Origin of the sequence: Neobacillus muris (genome assembly GCF_943193175.1) — a bacterium.
Lineage (GTDB): Bacteria > Bacillota > Bacilli > Bacillales > Cytobacillaceae > Neobacillus > Neobacillus muris.
Map to the genome: position 1 here is coordinate 1 of NZ_CALPDF010000049.1, position 19,287 is coordinate 19,287.

22 protein-coding genes and 1 pseudogene are annotated in these 19,287 nt (G+C 43.8%); 17 read left to right on the top strand and 6 right to left on the bottom strand.

The genetic code is table 11. The features are described from left to right. Positions 1-223 precede the first annotated feature (223 nt). Positions 224-994, bottom strand: a complete 771-nt coding sequence (locus NFS43_RS21195; RefSeq protein ID WP_251554825.1) for a class I SAM-dependent methyltransferase — start codon at positions 992-994, stop codon at positions 224-226. Positions 995-1,077: 83 nt separating this feature from the next. Here NFS43_RS21195 and fosM point away from each other — a divergent pair, with 83 nt between their 5' ends. Further along, positions 1,078-1,500 (top strand): FosM family fosfomycin resistance protein, encoded by a 423-nt coding sequence (gene fosM / locus NFS43_RS21200; RefSeq protein WP_251554827.1) that lies wholly within the window; start codon positions 1,078-1,080, stop codon positions 1,498-1,500. A gap of 25 nt (positions 1,501-1,525) precedes the next feature. Here the strand turns inward: fosM and NFS43_RS21205 are convergent, their stop codons facing one another. Both NFS43_RS21205 and NFS43_RS21210 read right to left on the bottom strand, forming a co-directional pair. After that, positions 1,526-2,173 (bottom strand): lysozyme family protein, encoded by a 648-nt coding sequence (locus NFS43_RS21205; RefSeq protein ID WP_251554829.1) that lies wholly within the window; start codon positions 2,171-2,173, stop codon positions 1,526-1,528. Positions 2,174-2,201: 28 nt separating this feature from the next. Next, complete coding sequence (locus tag NFS43_RS21210; protein ID WP_251554831.1) at positions 2,202-2,651, bottom strand: OsmC family protein; 450 nt, start codon at positions 2,649-2,651, stop codon at positions 2,202-2,204. 94 nt (positions 2,652-2,745) lie between these two features. On the opposite strand from NFS43_RS21210, the gene NFS43_RS21215 reads away from it, so the two are divergent. From NFS43_RS21215 to NFS43_RS21235, 5 genes are all read left to right on the top strand, one after another. Beyond that, on the top strand, positions 2,746-3,219 hold the full coding sequence (locus tag NFS43_RS21215; RefSeq protein WP_251554833.1) for a VanZ family protein: 474 nt from the start codon (positions 2,746-2,748) through the stop codon (positions 3,217-3,219). Between the two features lie 146 nt (positions 3,220-3,365). After that, on the top strand, positions 3,366-3,659 hold the full coding sequence (gatC, locus tag NFS43_RS21220; protein ID WP_251554834.1) for an Asp-tRNA(Asn)/Glu-tRNA(Gln) amidotransferase subunit GatC: 294 nt from the start codon (positions 3,366-3,368) through the stop codon (positions 3,657-3,659). 14 nt (positions 3,660-3,673) lie between these two features. Continuing rightward, positions 3,674-5,131 (top strand): Asp-tRNA(Asn)/Glu-tRNA(Gln) amidotransferase subunit GatA, encoded by a 1,458-nt coding sequence (gatA, locus tag NFS43_RS21225; protein WP_251554835.1) that lies wholly within the window; start codon positions 3,674-3,676, stop codon positions 5,129-5,131. Positions 5,132-5,143: 12 nt separating this feature from the next. Further along, on the top strand, positions 5,144-6,571 hold the full coding sequence (gene gatB / locus NFS43_RS21230) for an Asp-tRNA(Asn)/Glu-tRNA(Gln) amidotransferase subunit GatB (RefSeq protein ID WP_251554836.1): 1,428 nt from the start codon (positions 5,144-5,146) through the stop codon (positions 6,569-6,571). 458 nt (positions 6,572-7,029) lie between these two features. Next, positions 7,030-7,212, top strand: a complete 183-nt coding sequence (locus NFS43_RS21235) for an SE1832 family protein (RefSeq protein ID WP_251554837.1) — start codon at positions 7,030-7,032, stop codon at positions 7,210-7,212. Between the two features lie 55 nt (positions 7,213-7,267). Here NFS43_RS21235 and NFS43_RS21240 read toward each other — a convergent pair whose 3' ends face one another. Further along, positions 7,268-7,699: a VOC family protein gene (locus tag NFS43_RS21240; RefSeq protein ID WP_251554838.1), complete on the bottom strand. Its 432-nt coding sequence runs from the start codon at positions 7,697-7,699 to the stop codon at positions 7,268-7,270. 118 nt (positions 7,700-7,817) lie between these two features. Between NFS43_RS21240 and NFS43_RS21245 the strand changes: the two are divergent. Both NFS43_RS21245 and NFS43_RS21250 read left to right on the top strand, forming a co-directional pair. Continuing rightward, a pseudogene (locus NFS43_RS21245) lies at positions 7,818-8,015 on the top strand (GntR family transcriptional regulator); the annotation flags it as partial. Between the two features lie 272 nt (positions 8,016-8,287). Continuing rightward, positions 8,288-8,842, top strand: a complete 555-nt coding sequence (locus NFS43_RS21250; RefSeq protein ID WP_251554839.1) for a thioredoxin family protein — start codon at positions 8,288-8,290, stop codon at positions 8,840-8,842. A 47-nt stretch (positions 8,843-8,889) separates the two neighbouring features. Here the strand turns inward: NFS43_RS21250 and plsY are convergent, their stop codons facing one another. Beyond that, positions 8,890-9,510, bottom strand: a complete 621-nt coding sequence (gene plsY, locus NFS43_RS21255; protein ID WP_251554840.1) for a glycerol-3-phosphate 1-O-acyltransferase PlsY — start codon at positions 9,508-9,510, stop codon at positions 8,890-8,892. Between the two features lie 103 nt (positions 9,511-9,613). On the opposite strand from plsY, the gene NFS43_RS21260 reads away from it, so the two are divergent. The 8 genes from NFS43_RS21260 to NFS43_RS21295 all read left to right on the top strand — a co-directional run bounded on the left by NFS43_RS21260 (position 9,614) and on the right by NFS43_RS21295 (position 17,133). Continuing rightward, positions 9,614-10,393: a class I SAM-dependent methyltransferase gene (locus NFS43_RS21260; RefSeq protein WP_251554841.1), complete on the top strand. Its 780-nt coding sequence runs from the start codon at positions 9,614-9,616 to the stop codon at positions 10,391-10,393. 200 nt (positions 10,394-10,593) lie between these two features. Continuing rightward, positions 10,594-11,136, top strand: coding sequence for an RNA polymerase sigma factor (locus NFS43_RS21265; RefSeq protein WP_251554864.1), 543 nt, complete (start codon positions 10,594-10,596; stop codon positions 11,134-11,136). After that, on the top strand, positions 11,136-11,627 hold the full coding sequence (locus tag NFS43_RS21270) for an anti-sigma factor family protein (protein WP_251554842.1): 492 nt from the start codon (positions 11,136-11,138) through the stop codon (positions 11,625-11,627). Before NFS43_RS21265 ends, NFS43_RS21270 begins: the two co-directional genes overlap by 1 nt. Next, positions 11,624-12,703 carry a hypothetical protein gene (locus NFS43_RS21275; RefSeq protein WP_251554843.1) on the top strand — a complete coding sequence of 360 codons (1,080 nt, stop codon included), beginning with the start codon at positions 11,624-11,626 and terminating at the stop codon, positions 12,701-12,703. Before NFS43_RS21270 ends, NFS43_RS21275 begins: the two co-directional genes overlap by 4 nt. Before the next feature lie 88 nt (positions 12,704-12,791). After that, positions 12,792-13,715: a hypothetical protein gene (locus tag NFS43_RS21280; protein WP_251554844.1), complete on the top strand. Its 924-nt coding sequence runs from the start codon at positions 12,792-12,794 to the stop codon at positions 13,713-13,715. A 246-nt stretch (positions 13,716-13,961) separates the two neighbouring features. Then, on the top strand, positions 13,962-14,903 hold the full coding sequence (locus tag NFS43_RS21285; protein WP_251554845.1) for a diacylglycerol kinase: 942 nt from the start codon (positions 13,962-13,964) through the stop codon (positions 14,901-14,903). 158 nt (positions 14,904-15,061) lie between these two features. Beyond that, on the top strand, positions 15,062-15,607 hold the full coding sequence (locus NFS43_RS21290) for a cysteine hydrolase family protein (RefSeq protein ID WP_251554846.1): 546 nt from the start codon (positions 15,062-15,064) through the stop codon (positions 15,605-15,607). 65 nt (positions 15,608-15,672) lie between these two features. Beyond that, positions 15,673-17,133, top strand: coding sequence for a nicotinate phosphoribosyltransferase (locus NFS43_RS21295; RefSeq protein ID WP_251554847.1), 1,461 nt, complete (start codon positions 15,673-15,675; stop codon positions 17,131-17,133). 318 nt (positions 17,134-17,451) lie between these two features. On the opposite strand, the gene NFS43_RS21300 is transcribed toward NFS43_RS21295, so the two are convergent. Then, the gene (locus NFS43_RS21300; RefSeq protein WP_251554848.1) at positions 17,452-17,781 is read right to left on the bottom strand and encodes a hypothetical protein; all 330 of its coding nucleotides are present in this window, start codon (positions 17,779-17,781) and stop codon (positions 17,452-17,454) included. A gap of 234 nt (positions 17,782-18,015) precedes the next feature. Here NFS43_RS21300 and NFS43_RS21305 point away from each other — a divergent pair, with 234 nt between their 5' ends. Next, on the top strand, positions 18,016-19,122 hold the full coding sequence (locus NFS43_RS21305; protein WP_251554850.1) for a GerAB/ArcD/ProY family transporter: 1,107 nt from the start codon (positions 18,016-18,018) through the stop codon (positions 19,120-19,122). The last annotated feature ends 165 nt before the right edge of the window (positions 19,123-19,287 follow it).

Consider the following 19,287-nt stretch of genomic DNA (forward strand, 5'->3'; position numbering starts at 1 on the left):
GCCATAAAGGGTTCATGACGACAAAACTAAGAGGAATCCGCCCGGAAATGTCGCCATGGCAGGTTCATGACGACAAATCCAAGAGGAATCCGCCCGGAAATGTCGCCATGAAGGGTTCATGACGACAAAACTAAGAGGAGTCCGCCCGGAAATACCGCCATAGAATCCGATCATCCCCATCGAGTTTGCGCCCATCCCAATCCAGGCATCTCAACAACCAGCACTACTCCTTTATTCCAATAACCCGAATCCGCTTATAATCCGCATACCAAGCCCCATTTTGATATAAAACAGGCTTCAAATTGATTTCTACTTTACTAATAATAGAATCCCTGATATCCTTCGAAATCCCCTCCAACATACCGCCGCAAAACATCTTAACCCAATTACTTAACCCATCATCGCCATCCAGTTTTGTCGGTCTATCAAAATGCTGCGCAAACACAACCCGGAACCCGGCAGACTCCATTAGAGCGGAATATTCACCGATACTGGGGTAATACCATGGAAAATCCTCGGCATCATATTCCATGCCCATTTCTAAAAATTGATCCATAATCCCATCGGTAATCGCCTTTACATTTCCTTTCCCGCCGAACTCCGCAACAAACCGGCCACCTTGCTTCAAAGAATCAAAAACGCAGGACAGTACCTGATCTGGACGCTTAATCCAGTGCAGCACCGCATTCGAAAACACCGCATCAAATTCTTCCTGATAAGGGAGGTCCAATGCATCTGTCACTTCAAATAAAAGTCCGGGGTACTTCTTTTGAGCTTGCGCAATCATATTTTCCGATTGGTCAATCCCTGTCACATGGACCCCAAGCTGATGGAGCTGGAAGACAAGGTCCCCTGTTCCGCAGCCAAGATCAAGAATCGACTCATCCGGCTGCGGCGCTAGCAATTCCACTAACCCTTTCCCAAACTTCGAAACAAAAGCATGATTGTTATCGTATAAAACGGCATTCCAGGTATCGTTCTTAAAAGACTCCATCCATCGCACCCCTTAATTTTCGCAAAAGTATATAAATTTATATTATAATAGTTTCCGAAAATTACCAAGCTTGAGGTGATCTTATGTCCATTAACGGAATCAATCATTTGTTATTCTCCGTATCCAATCTGGAGCAGTCAACCCACTTCTATCAAAAGGTATTTGATGCCAAACTGCTTGTAAAAGGGAGAACGACCGCTTACTTTGACTTAAACGGATTATGGCTTGCATTAAATGAAGAAAAGCAAATCCCGCGAAAAGAAATCCATGATTCCTATACCCATATTGCTTTTTCAATCGATACTGAAGACTTTCCTAAAATGAAAGACAAACTGAAGCAGTTGAACGTGAACATTCTTCCTGGACGCGAGCGGGATGAACGGGATCAACAATCCATCTATTTCACCGATCCAGACGGCCATAAATTTGAATTCCATACCGGCACACTGGAGGATCGCTTAGAGTACTACAGGCAAGCAAAACCGCACATGGAGTTCTATGATTAACAAAAAAAACCAAACTGGCAAATCATTAAAATGACTCACCGGTTTGGCTCCCAGCAACGGGCATCGTGTCCGCTAACAATTCTATATTTTTCAATACCTTGGTGCTGTAAGTAAAGTCCCCATAACAGTAAGGATAGCGGAAGTTGGTTTTATCGCCGCCGCAATTATAGCGCTGGGGATTTTTCTGTACCTGCAGCCTGGAAAATTGCTTGGCAAGTTCTTCGCTGTGTTTTCCGCCATGCTCGGCTACAAAATCGATATATCCGACGCCCATATTGTACGATTGAATAATCGTTGGAAAATCAACCTTCTTCTCATTCCCATAAGCAAGAACCCGTTGAAAATAGGAAACGCCCGCTTCAATGCTGCGAGTCGGGTCGGTAATGGCATTTCTGGCCAAACCGGCTGACTCTGATGACTGCATCGGGTCGCCTCCCTTTCCGTGGCTTTCCTGCTGCATAATGGCCACAAGGACCGGAGTATAGCTCTCCAAATCGAATTTTTTTAATTCTCCTTGGATAACAGGACTATATTTCATCGCTTCAGCAAAGGGACCTTCTACATCTGGCTGTGATTTTGGTTGCTGAAAATAATATTGGATCCCTGCCAACAGGCAAAATAGCAGAATTAAACTGAAGATCGTTTTAACCTTTTTCCTTTGCTTCCGTTTCATTCTTCTCTCCCAAATTGATAAGTATATTTTAGGATGCTATCTCGATCGTCTCCTGCAGCACAATCTCCACATTCCCCAGAATAGCACGGGAAATCATACAGGAAGTTTCCGCTTTTTGAGCAAGCCGGCGGGCCAATTCCACATCCTTATCACTGGCAGCGGCCTTCAACACAATATGAGGACGGTGAAAAATCTTTTTGTAGGTAAAAACACCATTAGTCACATCGACAATGCCTTCCGATTCCATTGTTAAGCCTTCTTTATCAATCCCGCTTCGCTGCAGCATCGCTGCTAGAGTAATAATATAGCAGGTGGCCGCTGCACCAAGGAGCATTTCGTCCGGATTGGTCCCAACACCGGGTCCGTCCATTTCCGGCGGAATGGAAATCTTCGTTTTGAGATTTCCTGCTTCAATTTCCCCGACATCATTCCGCAGCCCGGGCCAATTTGCTTTTAAATGAAATACATGCTCTGCCAATCTTGTTCCCTCCATTAATGGTTTTCAATTTGACTCCCACATGAATTGGAAAATATGGTATGGTAAAGGTACATATGTCCAGTGGAGTAGTGAAATGAATTTTTTTAAAAAAATTACCTTGTTTGTGATCCTTTGTTTCTATCTAGCCATTTTGACAAAAATGGTGCTGTTTAAATATATCCCGCTATCGGAAATCATTCATCATTTTAACTTTAGCAATCATCCATATTTCTGGCGCTCTAATAATTTTGTTCCATTTAAAACGATTAATTTTTATTTGTACCTAGACAACGTCAATTTGGATATCCGGATTAAGAATTTAGCCGGGAACGTCATCGGATTTATCCCGTTTGGTTTCATCTTACCATTGATCGTGAAAAAGTTTCAAAGTCTTAGATTGGTTACAGCCGCTACTTTTACTTTAAGCCTGACATTTGAAATCCTGCAGCTTTTATTTGAATTTGGGAGCTTTGATGTCGATGATTTAATTTTAAATACGCTTGGAGGAATCTTGGGCTTTCTTCCATTTAAACTGGCCAGGTTGATCCTGCAACGCAAAAAAACATAGTGGACTGAAAAATGGCGGCTCTTTTCTTAAAGGACTGCCTATTTTTGATTCCAAACTTGTCCATACTGGAGGAGTAATCATTGCGGTAAAGCGGAAAAGTTTGGTATTATCAATATTATGAATATGGACGAACGGAGGTCACAGGAATGTCACGAATTTCAACCGATCAGGTCAAATACGTTGCCAATCTGGCGCGATTAGCGATAACCGAAGAAGAGGCAGAAATGTTTACCAAGCAGCTGGATGAGATGATCACATTTGCTGAGCAGTTAAACGAATTGGATACCGAAAATGTACCACCTACATACCATGTGCTGGACATGAAAAATGTCCTGCGCGACGATGTGCCAAAGCCAGGGCTGCCGCGTGAAGAAGTGTTAAAAAATGCCCCGGACCATCAAGACGGGCAATTTAAAGTGCCAGCCATATTAGGGGAGTAAGAGGAGGATTAACTGTGGGTTTATTTGATTATAAAGTTTCCGACCTTCATGAACTCTTGCAAAAAAAAGAACTGAAGGTTTCGGAGCTTGTTGACGAATCGTATAAGCGCATCCAGGATGTCGAGGACCAGGTCCAAGCATTTTTAACACTGGATGAAGAAAGAGCACGCCAAACAGCGAGAGCTCTCGATGACAAACTTAGCACAGACGCCAATGCCGGATTGTTGTTTGGTATGCCAATTGGCATAAAAGATAACCTTGTAACCAAAGGTTTGCGGACAACCTGTGCCAGCAAGATTCTAGAAAACTTTGACCCAATCTATGACGCTGCTGTTGTCCAAAAACTGCAGCAGGCAGAGACAATCACAATTGGCAAATTAAATATGGACGAGTTTGCGATGGGTTCCTCCAATGAAAACTCGCGGTTCCAAAAAACACGGAATCCATGGAAGTTAGACCGTGTGCCAGGCGGTTCTTCCGGCGGCTCGGCAGCAGCCGTTGCCGCAGGTGAGGTGCTCTTTTCCCTTGGATCAGATACAGGGGGCTCCATCCGCCAGCCGGCAGCGTTCTGCGGTGTGGTCGGACTAAAGCCAACCTACGGCCGCGTATCACGGTTCGGGCTTGTGGCCTTCGCATCCTCCTTGGATCAAATCGGGCCAATCACCCGGACGGTTGAGGACAATGCCTATTTGCTCCAAGCGATTTCAGGATTAGATCCGATGGATTCCACATCGGCCAATGTCGAAGTTCCTAACTTTGCGGAGGCATTAACTGGTGATGTGAATGGTTTAAAAATTGCCGTGCCAAAAGAATATCTTGGTGAAGGGGTCAGCGAATCAGCACGCCAATCGGTGCTTGATGCCTTGAAAGTGCTGGAAGGACTTGGCGCTGTTTGGGAAGAGGTTTCCCTCCCGCACTCCAAATATGCTTTAGCTGCCTATTACCTGTTATCTTCATCAGAAGCTTCCGCTAACCTGGCCCGTTTTGACGGTGTCCGCTATGGCTACCGGGCGCAGGATGCTGAGAACTTGCTGGATTTATACAAAAAGACGAGAGCAGAAGGCTTCGGTGACGAGGTTAAACGCCGGATTATGCTGGGAACCTTTGCGCTAAGCTCTGGTTATTATGATGCTTACTATAAAAAAGCACAAAAGGTTCGTACGCTTATTAAGCGAGACTTTGAAAATGTGTTGGAAAATTATGATGTGATTATCGGACCAACCACGCCAACACCTGCGTTTAAAATTGGCGAAAACATCGATGACCCGATGACGATGTATGCCAATGATATTTTAACGATTCCAGTCAACCTTGCCGGGGTACCAGGAATCTCGATTCCATGCGGCTTTGACAATGGACTGCCATTGGGCTTGCAGATTATCGGCAAACATTTTGATGAAGCGACGATTTACCGTGTGGCACACGCTTTCGAGCAAGCCACAGACTACCATAAACAGAAGCCGCAATTGTAGGGGGTGAACAGAATGGAATTTGAAACAGTCATCGGACTAGAAGTCCACGTCGAACTAAAAACAGAATCGAAAATCTTCTCATCCAGCCCGAATCACTTTGGAGCCGAACCAAACGCCAATACAACCGTAATCGATCTTGGTTATCCTGGAGTGCTGCCAGTTTTGAACAGAAAAGCTGTTGATTTTGGGATGAAGGCGGCTATGGCCTTGAACTGTGAGATTGCCACTCACACCAAGTTTGACCGGAAGAATTATTTTTACCCGGATAACCCGAAGGCTTACCAAATTTCGCAATTTGACCAGCCAATCGGCGAGCATGGCTGGATTGAGATTGAAGTAAATGGCTATACGAAAAAAATCGGCATTACCAGGATCCATCTGGAAGAGGATGCTGGGAAGCTGAATCATGGTAATGGTTATTCATTGGTCGATTTTAACCGCCAGGGCACACCGTTAATTGAAATCGTGTCCGAGCCGGATATCCGCACCCCTGATGAGGCTTATGCCTATTTGGAAAAATTAAAGTCCATCATCCAATACACGGGAGTTTCCGACTGTAAGATGGAAGAGGGGTCGCTGCGCTGCGATGCCAATATTTCCATCCGCCCAGCAGGACAGGAAGAGTTCGGCACTAAGACAGAATTGAAAAACTTGAACTCGTTCAACTTTGTCCGTAAAGGATTGGAGTACGAGGAAAAACGCCAGCGGGAAGTCGTTTCTGCCGGAGGAAAAATTGAGCAGGAAACGCGCCGGTTTGATGAGGCAACCGGTACGACAATCTTGATGCGTGTTAAGGAAGGCTCAGATGATTACCGCTACTTCCCAGAACCGGACCTGCTCGAGTTATATATCGATGAGGACTGGAAAGAACGGATCCGTGCTGAAATTCCGGAGCTTCCGGATGAGCGGCAAAAACGCTATGTGGAAGAACTCGGCCTGCCGGTTTATGACGCGAAGGTTCTCACAGTTACGAAGGAAATGGCTGATTTCTTTGAAGCCGCTGTCCATGCAGGTGCGGATGCGAAGCAGGCGTCTAACTGGATTATGGGGGAAGTATCTGGCTACTTGAATGCGGAAGGCAAAGAACTGGATCAAGTTCCGCTGACTCCAGAGGGCCTTGCAGGCATGATCAAACTGATTGAGAATGGCACGATTTCTTCCAAAATCGCCAAGACTGTATTCAAAGAATTAATTGAAAACGGCGGCGATGCCGAGCAAATCGTCAAGGACAAGGGGCTTGTGCAAATTTCCGATGAGGGAACATTGCTCAAAATTATTGGCGAGGTACTCGATAACAATCCCAAATCAATTGAGGACTTTAAAGGCGGAAAAGCTAAAGCAACTGGCTTCTTAGTCGGCCAGATTATGAAAGCCACTAAAGGACAGGCTAACCCGCAAATGGTGAATCAATTGTTACAGCAAGAATTGCAAAAACGCTAAAAATGAACTGGCAGAATCGCTTCTGCCAGTTTTTTTGTCGAGTGAAATTTCGACTTTTATTGTCCCCATTTCCCGGGAAAACCCTTTATCCGCCAAAACGGAAAGGCTTATTAATCAAATGTTTAATTAGGCTCGAATAGAAAAAGGAATTGTCGAAAGAAGGGAAGACCTCCTTGTTTCGACATGATTTACTATCATCACCATCAGCCGCCGACAAGTTTCACATGAAACATTTTGATAGAATCCAGTTATTCAATGCAAAGAAAGCAAATTTAAACAAACGTTTGATTGAAAAAATGCGAGAGGCAGAGAGGCAATAGGATCCGATGAAGAGGCTCCCCCTGATTTTTTTATTCAGCATGATTCAGAAGAAATCTTCGAAACCGGCATCCTATGCCGGGATATGGTACGATTATCTCAAGATTTACTGAAAGAAGGAGAACACGGGGAGGCAGAAAATGGATAAAAAAGAGTTGGAGTATCAAATTTTGGAGCTAAAGGATGAATACTTGCAGCTTCAGCATAACCTTGAAAAAATGGAGCTCGTTAAAGGAAACCTTGCTCCGCTGGAAAAACGGCTGGCTGAAATTGAAGAGGAATTGAGTGTTTTAAATCAAAAATTACGAGAATGGCAGAGGTAATAAATAAAAAAAGGTTATCTAGCAGGATAACCTTTTTTAACCATCCTTTTTTTAGTTAAAAAGAAATCATTGCGCCTCGTTCATCAAATACAGCATCGGGATTCCAGGCTGCTTCCCAAAGATTGTTTTCAGGGTCGGCAAAATAAGCGGTCCGCCCGCCCCAAAAGGCATCACTGGGCTCACGAAGAATCCTGGCCCCGGCTTTCCGAATTTGTTCTATGATTGCATCCACCTGCTTTGGTTCATCAACATTAATAGCAAAAGTGACCGGCCGATAAGTTTCCGGTGATACGGTCAGCTCCACACCAGCTTCCTTCGCTAACTCTTCAACAGGAAACAGAGATAGAATGACCCCGGCTGTTTTAAAAACAGCATAGCTGTCAGAACTGAATTCTGTTTCTTCCCATCCTATCGATTGATAAAAAGATCTTAATAGCGGTAAGTTGTAAGCTCCTATTGTCAGCAGACTAACCCTTTGCGGTACCATTTCGCATCCCCCCCAAATGTGCTATCGAATCTATTCTTCAAACACCATTTCTTTTCCTCCTGAATCAAAAAAAGTTACAATAATGAAGAGACTTCATTAATTCCAAGGAATGCTGCTAATGGATTGGAGACCCGATAGAAATGCTAAATTACCGCTATATAAACAACTTGCCCTGCATATGGAAAACGGCATTGCGGACGGAACCTTTCCTCCTGATAAACCCTTGCCTTCGGAAAGAGGGCTGGCACAGGAGCTTGGAGTAAACAGAAGCACAGTTGTGGCTGCCTATGACGAATTGGAATCAAAACGGATCCTTCTAAAATATTGGTCACTTCAGGGGCACAGCAGGCTTTGCATCTTGTCGTTCAATGCTTATACCTCGAATCTATAGCCAAGTGGCCTTTTAAAAAATCTATTTCACCATATGATAACGTAACTGGGCCAAAAATGAACCATCCAATTCTCCTGAAAATGAACCATCCACCTATAGAAAGTACTTTGATAAAAACAAAGGGAATATTTGTAAGCGGTTTGATTGTGCCGCTAAAAAAAAGTCGATATGATAGGAATAGAAAGGAGTGGAGGTTCATGGATCTTAATGAATGGTTTGAAAAAGGAATGTCCCCCGAAGAGTATATAAACTCAATGACCAAGAATAAAGAGGAAATGCTTTCGATTTATCATCAATTTTCCTTATCCCAGCAGGACAAAAGCAGGCTGGAGGAATTGAAGCCGCAACAATTGCGGGCGATGGTCCTGTCGGAGGATTGGTGCGGGGATGCGATGTTAAACAACCCAATCCTGCTCCGTATTGCCGAAGCAGCGGGAATGGAAGTCCGTTTTCTGCTGCGTGATCAAAATTTGGAACTGATGGACCAATACTTAACAAATGGAACGTCCAGAGCGATCCCAATATTTATTTTTATCAATCAGGATGGAAGCGAAAAAAGCAAATGGGGCCCGCGGGCACCGGAAATGCAGAAGCTAGTGGATCAAGGCCGTGCAGCCCTGCCGGATAAGGATGATCCTGATTTTCAAAATCAGCAGATTCAACTGTATAAACGATTAGGCAAGGCATATCAAACCGACCCCGCCATTTGGCAGACGGTTGCAGCCAGCGTGATGTCGAAACTTTTTAGATAATAGCAAAACCCCGGCAAGATAGAAGGTGCCGGGGTTGTTTATTAAACTTAAATATTGCTGTTCTTGGGAGGAAGCCGGTCGTTTAGCAAATGTTTATCATTTACTTTTGGCTCCACTCCTAGAATGAAATTTCGAATGTTTGAGCGATGAAGATAGACTAAAAGGAAAGAAAATAAGATAAAAATAAGTTCAAAGTTAAGATTTGGTGTGAAATAGTCATAGACCAGCATGCTTAGACCGACAGAAATCGATCCAAAAAATAAATACTTGGTTAAAAAACTAATGAAGAAAAACGACACGTACGCAGTGATGAAAAGGGGAATATTGGCGACTAAGAGCGCCCCCGCCGTGGTGGCAATGGCTTTTCCGCCCCTAAATCCTGCAAAAATCGGGAAGCAATGCCCAATGACGGCAGCCATTCCAAAATACAGCGGCTCGGCATCAAGCTTAAAGAAAATTGGCATTGCAGCAGCAGCAGCGCCTTTCCCTAGGTCGATGAATAGGACAAACAGGGCAGATTTTTTTCCAAGGACTCTTAGTGTGTTGGTGGCGCCGGGATTCTTACTGCCATGATCACGGATATCCACTCCAAAAATAACCCTTCCGACAATGAGTGCGGTTGGGATACTTCCAATGATATAGGAAGCAAAAAGCAGGATCCAGAACATTATTCCACCTCCTACAGATCTATTTTTCTTTTATTCTATCACAATTAAATGGTATTATTTTGTTGGATTTGCACGTTTTGGAAATCTTGAAGGAGTGCTTAAAATGGAAAGAATCGATTTTGGCCAAGTTGCTAATAGTTATGCCCGCTCAAGGGAAGATATTCCAGTTTCACTAATGGAAAGTCTGCAGTTCCGAAATATTCGTTTTGATGGAAAAAAAGTCGCAGACATTGGTGCTGGAACGGGGGCTTTAACTCGAAAGATTTCCATGAGAAAGGCGGACGTCATAGGGGTTGAGCCGTCTCAGGAACTGATAGAACAAGCTAAAGCATTTAATAGAACGAAAAATTATGCCATCCCCTATCTGCAGGCGACAGCGGAACAAACAGGGCTGCCAGATTCCGAATTTGATATAGTAACTGCGATGCGGGCCTGGCACTGGTTCGACCGGGAGAAGGCGATAAAAGAAATAAAGAGGATTTTAAGGCCTAAAGGAAAGCTGATTGTTATCGATTCTGGCTTTTTGACTAAGCCGGCTGTGGTTCAGACTACGTTAGCCATTGTTTCCAAGTATGCTCCCGATGGGCCGAAGCCGGCTGGATCGAAGGCTAAAGCCAAGCAGCGGATTAATGGGTTCCCAGTTGAATGGTTTGCTGAATGGCAGCATAATGGCTTTGATTTGCGGGATTTTTATAAATTGGATTATTCGATTCGATTTACGAAACAAGAGTGGGTCGATCGTATCCGTTCTGTATCATGGCTAGCCGCGATGGAGGAGAATGTCCGGGTACAGGCAGTGAAGGAATTATTCGACACTCTCCCAGATCAAGAGATATATGAAATTCCTCATGAATGCAATGTATGTATTTTGAGCTTGATCTAGATAATATGCTAGTCACCTCAGTGACTAAAGCAATAGAATAATAGAATGATTGGTTACTGAAGATTATGGAACATGCCCCTCCCAAGAAGCATGTTCTTTATTTTTTGCTGCAAAAAATTTTTTCAAAAAAGTGCAGGGGTTGTTCCCGCTTCATTCGTCTATTTAAATGAGAAAAACAAACAAGAAAGGGGGAGAAGGCCATCGAGGATTCCGTTTTAATAGAAAAAGTCCTGCAGGGCAGCGAACAAGCCTTTCGTCTTCTGGTCGAAAAGTACCGCAATGATGTGTTCCGGACCGTCTTTGCCATCCTTCGCGACCAAAAAGAGGCTGAAGATGCTGCCCAGGAAGTCTTGATCAAGCTCTATACCTCTCTCCCCCAATATGGGAACCAAGGATTCAAGACCTGGCTGACCCGTATCGCTGTGAACCATGCCATCGATGTAAAAAGAAAACAGGCGAGGAAATTGGAAGAAACAGTCCAAGATACGGAGCAGCCGGGGATAGCAGCCGCACAGGACAGTGTGGAAAAACAAGTTATCCATAACGAACAAAGAAGGCTGGTCCGAAAGAGGCTCGATGAACTGCCGGAGAACTATCGCGATGTGATCTATGGATTTTACATAGCTGAAAAAAGCTATCAGCAAATGGCAGAAGAACAAAACGTCCAGGTAAAAACTATTGAAACCAAGCTTTACCGGGCCCGTCATTGGATGAAGAAAAACTGGAAGGAGGATGATTTTTAATGGGACATTATACATTCGATGAATGGATGCAATACGTCAAAGATGAACTCAATGAGTCAGCTCGGGTGGAGCTGGAAGATCATTTATATTCTTGTGACTACTGTCTCGAACTTTATCTGCAGGCCATTGCAGACTATGAATCTTCCCTTCCGCTCCTTACAGACGAACAGGGATTTACGGATCATATTATGGCAGCATTGCCGAAAACGGAGCCGGCTTTACCAAGCCAAATCATCAAGCTGGAGATCGGTCCAAAAAAGGCTCGGAAAACGAAGCGGTTTTACAAGCAAGCCGTTTTCCACTACCTGCTGGCAGCAGCAGCCACGCTTTTGCTGACATTTACGGGAGCCTTCCAGTCCATTGCGAAATATGCCAACTCCTTTGAAACACAGAAAATACAAGAAAAAAAGCCTTCAGTCACGGAGGGGGTATTGAATAAAACTTTTGCATGGATGGATTCATTCGAAAAAAAGGAGGCAATTAAGAAATGAAAAGTTCAACGAGAGCGCTAACGTTATCACTATTTCCAGGCCTCGGCCATATTTACTTCGGTACGATTTTTCGCGGGCTGCTTTATTTGCTTACCGTAATGGGTTGTGCATTGATTGCGGTTGCGGGGATAGCAAGCAATAATGGAGAAGTAGCTGCCTTAGCCTTTGGGGCTGGGATTTTTATCTACCTGATTAGTTTTATTGACATGGCCATTCAGGTTTCCAAACAAAAGAAGCAGGCAAAAGCATTGGCCCTCGATGGACAGCAGCCGCCAGTCTCTGGGCAGGATTCGGAACGCTTTTATACGCTTTTGCTGTCATTTATTCCGGGACTTGGACACTTCCAGCTTGGATTAATGAACCGCGGCCTGACACTTCTGGCTTCCTTTTTAGGACTGTTTATAATGATTATCTTCATTTCAGTCATCAGCAACCGCGGGGAGTTCCTTGTGTTCTTGGCTGCCCTGCCAATTATTTGGGTCTATGGATTTTTCGATGTTGTCCAGCAGGTCAATAAAAAACAGCGCGGCGAGGAACTAGTCGATAAGACCATCTATGAAGATTTTGAAAAACTGCGGCAGGATGGGAAAAAGAGCAAATCAATTGCCACCTTCCTATCGATTTTCCCCGGGGCAGGCCATCTTTATTTAGGCTTGCAGCGCCGCGGCATCCAGCTGATGGCAGCGTTCTTGTTCTCTGTCTATATTTTGGATGTCCTGAGGCTGGGAATCTTCTTATTTTTAATCCCGATTATCTGGTTTTACAGCTTTTTTGATGCTCTGCAAAAAATCTCGAAGCAGGGGGAAGAGCCCCTGGAGGACACGCCGATTATTTCTTATTTAATGAATCATCAGAAATGGGTAGGAATCGGGCTGATTCTATTAGGTCTGTACTATTTAGTCATGAATATTCTGGTGCCGGCTTTGTCGCCGATGCTTCAGCGCTATTTTAATACCAATATCATGTATTGGCTGCAAAGCTATATCCAGACAGGCATTGTCTGCCTGCTGCTGATTGGCGGCGGAATCAAGCTTTTGTCCGGAAGCAAACGCAAAAAGGAGGATGGGAAGATATGAAAAAACGGCAAATTGGGGTGGCAGCAGCAATTTTAATTGGCGCAGGGATCGGATTCTTTTTTAGCAAAAGAAAAGGAGGGGCTTCGGAATGATGCGAACCTGGCGTGTTGGGACATTTTCCATGGGTGCTCTGCTGGTCCTTCTTGGCTTGTTCTTGTTTATGTCAAGGTTCCTTGGTTTCAATTTCCTCCAGGTCATGACCGCTTGGTGGCCGATCCTGTTAATTGTATTGGGCATAGAAATATTAGTGTATTTGTTTTTGTCCCGTCAGGAATCACCGATGCTCCGTTATGATTTCTTAAGTATTTTCTTTGTCGGCCTGATTGGAACAATAGGAATTGGGTTTGCCCTGTTAAGTTCTATCGGCCTGCTCGACAAAGCTCAGGAGTTAGTTACCAGCGAAGAACGTTCATTTGAACTGCCGGAATTTTCTCATCCGCTAGATGAGACGGTGAAGCGGGTAGTGGTGAGAACTTCGGGATATAATATGACAATTGAAGCGGCAAAGGAAAGAGAAGCTTCCATGTTTGGAACTTATCGGATGCAAACCTCAAAACAATCCAAGCTGATAAAAAAGGCTGAGGATTATGTGGCGGTTACCCAAAAAGGGGACACGCTTTACTTAAACGTGAAATCTCTGCCAAATGAGGCAGGTCCCTTTGACTCGCCGCAAGAAATCGCGGCCACCATTCTGGTTCCTGGTGATGTAAAGCTTGAAGTGATGGGGACCGGCAATCAGCTTACCTTAAAACCGCGAATGCTGGCCAATAATTGGAATATCGAGAATGCTTCCGAGGTGGTAGTCGATACATCGGAAACAAACGATATGACCGTGTCGGCAACTGGGGTGGAGAGCATCCGAGGCCAAGCTGATGAATGGAAGATTTCAGAGCAGCCCGCTGACGGCGCCCAAGGGAACGGAGAAAAAAATGCCATCTATCAGTCCGGTGAAGGCAAGTATCGGATCAGCATTGCCAATACCTATCAGGTGAGTCTTTTGTCAGGGCGATAAAACAGGAAGAAGCAGCAAATTTAAGCAGCGTCGTGCCGAGCGGCGCTTTTGCTTTTAATAAAACATGGCATTAAAACCAAGTACTATGACAATGTCATGGCTTATTTTTTGCAAAAAAATAAAAAACCGTTATGATAGGATATGGATGTTGGGAAATATAAAGGCTGATTGTAACTTTTTCTAACAATTGGTAAAATATTGAATTAAAAGAACGGTTTTTTGATTTCAAGATATAGGATGATGATAATGAAAAGAGCTAGACTGATTTATAATCCTACTTCAGGACGTGAAATGATTAAGCGGCATTTGCCCGATATTCTTGAAAAACTAGAGATGGCTGGCTATGAGGCTTCCTGTCATGCGACAACTGGTGCCGGTGATGCGACAAAGGCCGCACGGATTGCCGTGGAGCGTCAATATGATGTAGTGATTGCTGCTGGCGGTGATGGGACGATCAATGAAGTAGTCAATGGTCTCGCTGGACAAGAATATCGCCCAAAACTAGGAATTATCCCCGCTGGAACGACAAACGATTTTGCCCGGGCCTTGCAAATTCCAAGGGATGTCCCATCTGCAGTGGATATCATCACGAAGGGGGATGTCATTCCTGTCGATATTGGCCGGATCGATGACAAATATTTTATTAATATTGCTGGAGGCGGCCGGCTGACGGAGCTGACCTATGAGGTTCCCAGCAAGTTAAAAACCCTGCTTGGCCAGCTGGCGTATTATTTAAAGGGTATCGAGATGCTTCCTTCGATTAAAGCAACTAACCTTAGCATCGAGTATGACGGGAAGCTTTATGAAGGGGAAACCATGCTATTTTTGGTCGGGCTGACAAATTCGATTGGCGGCTTTGAAAGATTGGCGCCGGATGCTTCTATTAACGACGGGCTGTTTTCCTTATTAATTTTAAAAAAGGTCAACCTGGCAGAGTTTATTCGGATCGCTTCATTGGCTGTCCGCGGTGAACATGTCAATGACCCCAATGTGATTTATACAAAGGCTAACCGGGTGAAGGTTTATTCGGAAGAAAAGGTTCAGTTAAATTTAGACGGAGAATTTGGCGGATTGCTGCCGGCTGAGTTTGTCAATCTATATCGCCATTTAGAGGTCTTTGTGCCGATAGCCGACATTCGGCCCAATGATATGCCGACCGACTGGGTTCCAGGCACTAGATATAGCTAAGTTCGTTCCAAAATGGGGCGGGCTTTTTTGTTTATTAAACAGGCCGGCCGGGTAAAGTTTTGGGTGAAATTGGATATATTTTCCTTTATCTGGTGAGGAAAGCTGTGTATAATGAGAAAAAAGACAGTAGTCATGACAGGGGTAAAGGAGTGCAGTTCATGAAAGCTTTGATTAATATTGATTATACGTACGATTTTGTTGCGGATGCCGGGGCCTTAACTTGCGGCAAGCCGGGCCAGGCAATTGAAGAAAAAATTACGTCTTTAACGAAAGAGTTTATTGAGCAAGGGGATTACGTCGTGTTTGCGATTGACGTCCATGACAAAGGCGACGAATTTCATCCGGAAACCAAACTCTTCCCACCTCATAATTTGCGGGGCACGGCTGGAAGGGATTTATTTGGCTCACTCCAGGAGGTATATGAAGCTCATAAGGAGAGGGAAAACGTACTGTATTTGGACAAGTCCCGCTATTCGGCATTCGCCGGCACCGATTTAGAGATCAAGCTAAGGGAGCGGGGAATTACCGAAGTCCATCTGGCGGGTGTCTGTACCGATATTTGTGTGCTTCACACGGCTGTTGACGCTTATAATAAAGGCTTTAAGATTGTCATTTACAAGGATGCGGTGGCATCTTTTAACCAATCAGGACATGGCTGGGCCCTTGGACATTTCGAGCAATCGCTTGGTGCGCTGGTGAAATAGTCTTTTTAATGGTATGATGGGTAATAATGTTGGATAACTGTACTAGTTTTTACGGAGGGCCTGTTATGAAACATATGTATCAAGATGACAGCTATACTCTGCATACGGACCTGTACCAGATTAATATGGCAGAGACGTATTGGAGAGATGGCATTCATAATAAACGTGCTATATTTGAACTGTATTTCCGGAAGCTGCCGTTTGGAAACGGCTATGCGGTTTTTGCCGGATTAGAAAAGGTCATTCAATATCTTCAAGGCTTTCGCTTTACAGAGGATGACTTGGACTATTTAAAAAATGAAGTCGGCTACGAGGACGACTTTTTAAATTATCTGAAGGATTTGCGCTTTACCGGATCCATCCGGGCGATGAGAGAGGGCGAGCTAGTATTTGGCAATGAAGCGATGTTGCGGGTAGATGCCCCGCTGGCAGAAGCTCAGCTGGTGGAAACAGCCTTACTTAACATTGTGAATTACCAAACATTAATCGCCACGAAGGCATCCCGGATTAAGCAGGTAGTCGGCAATGAAGCGGCGGCCGAATTTGGGACAAGACGGGCCCAAGAAATGGATGCGGCCATTTGGGGTACCCGGGCAGCTTACCTTGGCGGATTCGACTCAACTAGTAATGTGAGAGCCGGAAAACTATTTGGCATTCCCGTATCCGGGACCCATGCCCATGCGATGGTACAAGCATATAAGGATGAGTACACGGCGTTTCATAAATATGCGGCAGCACATAAAAACTGTGTGTTCCTAGTGGATACATATGACACGCTTCGTCTGGGCGTGCCGAATGCGATTAAGGTCGCAAAAGAGTTGGGCGACAAGATTAATTTTATCGGAATTCGCCTGGATAGCGGAGACTTAACATATCTATCGAAGAAAGCCCGTAAATTGCTGGATGAAGCCGGCTTTACAGAGGCGAAAATTTTTGCCTCCAGCGATTTGGATGAGTATACGATCATTAACCTGAAGGCGCAAGGGGCGAAAATTGACAGCTGGGGAATTGGCACCAAATTGATTACAGCCTATGATCAGGCTGCGCTTGGTGCGGTTTATAAGATGGTGGCAATAGAGAGTGAAGATGGGAAATTGGAGGATACGATTAAGATTTCCTCCAATCCGGAGAAGGTGACTACTCCTGGGCTAAAGCGGATTTATCGAATCATTAATAATGTAAACCATCACGCTGAAGGCGATTATATTGCGATGGAGGATGAGATCCTTCCGGATAAACGCCTGCGGATGTTCCATCCGACCCATACGTATTTGAAAAAAGTTGTGACGAATTTCACCGCCAAAGAGCTTCATGTTGATATTTTTAAAGAGGGACAATTGGTTTACGAAGTTCCTTGCCTGGAAGAGTCTCGTGAGTACTTAAAGCAAAATCTTGATTCCCTATGGGATGAGTACAAACGGACGATGAATCCGGAGCATTACCCTGTCGATTTAAGCCAGAAATGCTGGGATAACAAGATGAAAAATATCGAAGAAGTGAAAGAAAAAGTGGCAGAAATGGAATAGGTGCATATATAAGCAGAAGACGTCCTAGCCGGGCGTCTTTTTTATATGACGGCAGCAGCTTTCATGATGGGCATATTTGCGGCCTGACTTGCGCGTAACGGAAAAATATATCCGTGAAAAATAAAAAAAGAAGAAGGCAGACGAAGGCTGATTGTTTTAGCCCTCGTCTGCCTATTTGGCTATTTTTTCTTAAAGAAATCCATTAGAGCATGAGTAATTTCAATGCCTTGGTAGGTAAAAATACTAACTGCTGAAACGGAAAAGAACGCAATTGCCAATAAACGGATCCACATATCATTTCCTCCCCCTTATTCATTTTTAATGAGAATCGGGGAGGGGGATGATGTAATTAGATTGATGAAAAATCGGGAGCAGGAATGTGAAATTCCTAAACCATCTAGCAGGATAAGCAATGACCAATTGAACGGCTCTTACTAGCATGAGACTTATGGTCAATAGAAAAGGCAGGTCAAATGGCTGCTTCTTTTTGTCATCCCATTTTGCCTTTTCCATCAAATCATCTAGACTGATGATTGCCTTTTCGACGGGGTGTGAATGGGCAGGAGTATGTGCAGGATTCTGCTGCAAAAAGGTAAAAGAAAAAAAGGCAAGGAGCATCATGATGGAGAGATGTTTGCTCATCTTCATCGTTATTCACTCCTTCTTAAGGGAATGTTTTAATCATAAACACTTTCTTTATATTTGAAAACAAAAAAGTTCCGACAGCCTTTGATTCCATGCGACATATGCCGCCGCTGGGAAAATTCATGACGTTGAACATGGCGGAAACGATTTTTCTTTATGAAAAATCGTTATAATTTTCCATGTGGAAAGTGATAATAAAATGATGACATAAAATGTTAAAGGTGTTTTATGGAGCGATTGTCGCAATATCAACTTTTTGCATTAACATTATTTTTTCAAATTGGCACAACGATTATTTTTGGCTTTGGTGCATCTGCAGGCAAGGACGCTTGGATCGCAGCCATTGTTTCGACCGTCCTTGGGATCCTAGCTGTTGGAACCTATTTAATATTGATGTACTTAAATCCAGGATTAACATTGGTTGAATGGTTTCCAGCCCAGTTAGGAAAATGGATAGGCACGCCTATTGCTTGGCTCTATCCTTTTTTATTTTTATATGAACTGGGAAGAGTATTAAATGATATTAAGTATATGCTTCAATCCCTAATTTTCCCCGATACCCCATTTTTGCCTTTGATTGTTCCATTTTTGCTCATTTTAGCCTATGGCCAACTAAAAGGCATAGAAGTACTAGGAAGAGTCGGAGAGTTGATTTTACCTATTTTTTTATTTCTATTTATTATTTTAGCCGGTCTTATTTGGGGAAGTAATATCTTAGCGGCGAGTAATCTTCGCCCTATATTAGAAGCGGGCTGGCTTCCGATTTTCAAGGCTTCCTTTCCACTTGGAGCCAGTCAGGGGTTTGCCCAATCTATTGAATTGGCTATGATTTGGACGCTCACCAAGGGTCCTTTTAAAACCATTGCAAAGATTAACTTTGCGGCTGTGATCGCGTCCGGATTGATAATTTTAGCCAGTCAATTGATGCTGATTATGGGATTGGGTGAATTCAACTATCAGACAGAAATATTCCCGATGTATATATTGATTCGAAAAATACGAATAGGCAATTTCATACAAAATCTAGACCTTATTGGTGTCATGTTTATGATGATAACCGCTTTTTTCAAAGCGTCACTGCATATGTTTTTCGCGATTCGCTCCATTCAGCTGCTAACCAAAATAGAGGATAGCCGAAAATTGCTGCTTCCCGTCATCCTTTTGGGCCTTTATTTAGGCTATAGTGTATCTTCAAGTATCACACAACACTTAAAAGTGGCCCTTGAGGTATTTCCCCACGCCTTATGGATTCCTCTTTTATGGGTTCTACCCTTTCTATTGATAATGATCACTATCATCAAAAAGACAGTTAAACACTTTTTAGGGGCTAATACATATGATTAAAGAATGGCTGTTTCCATGGGAATCACATATTATGATTAAGCATCCCTTCGCAATGCCGGTGTTTATGGTTATATTATCATTTGTGATGTCGTGTATAACTTGGATAAGAAAACGGCCGAATAACAAGTAATAAAGTTTTTACAAACTGTCATTTCCCCTGCTATG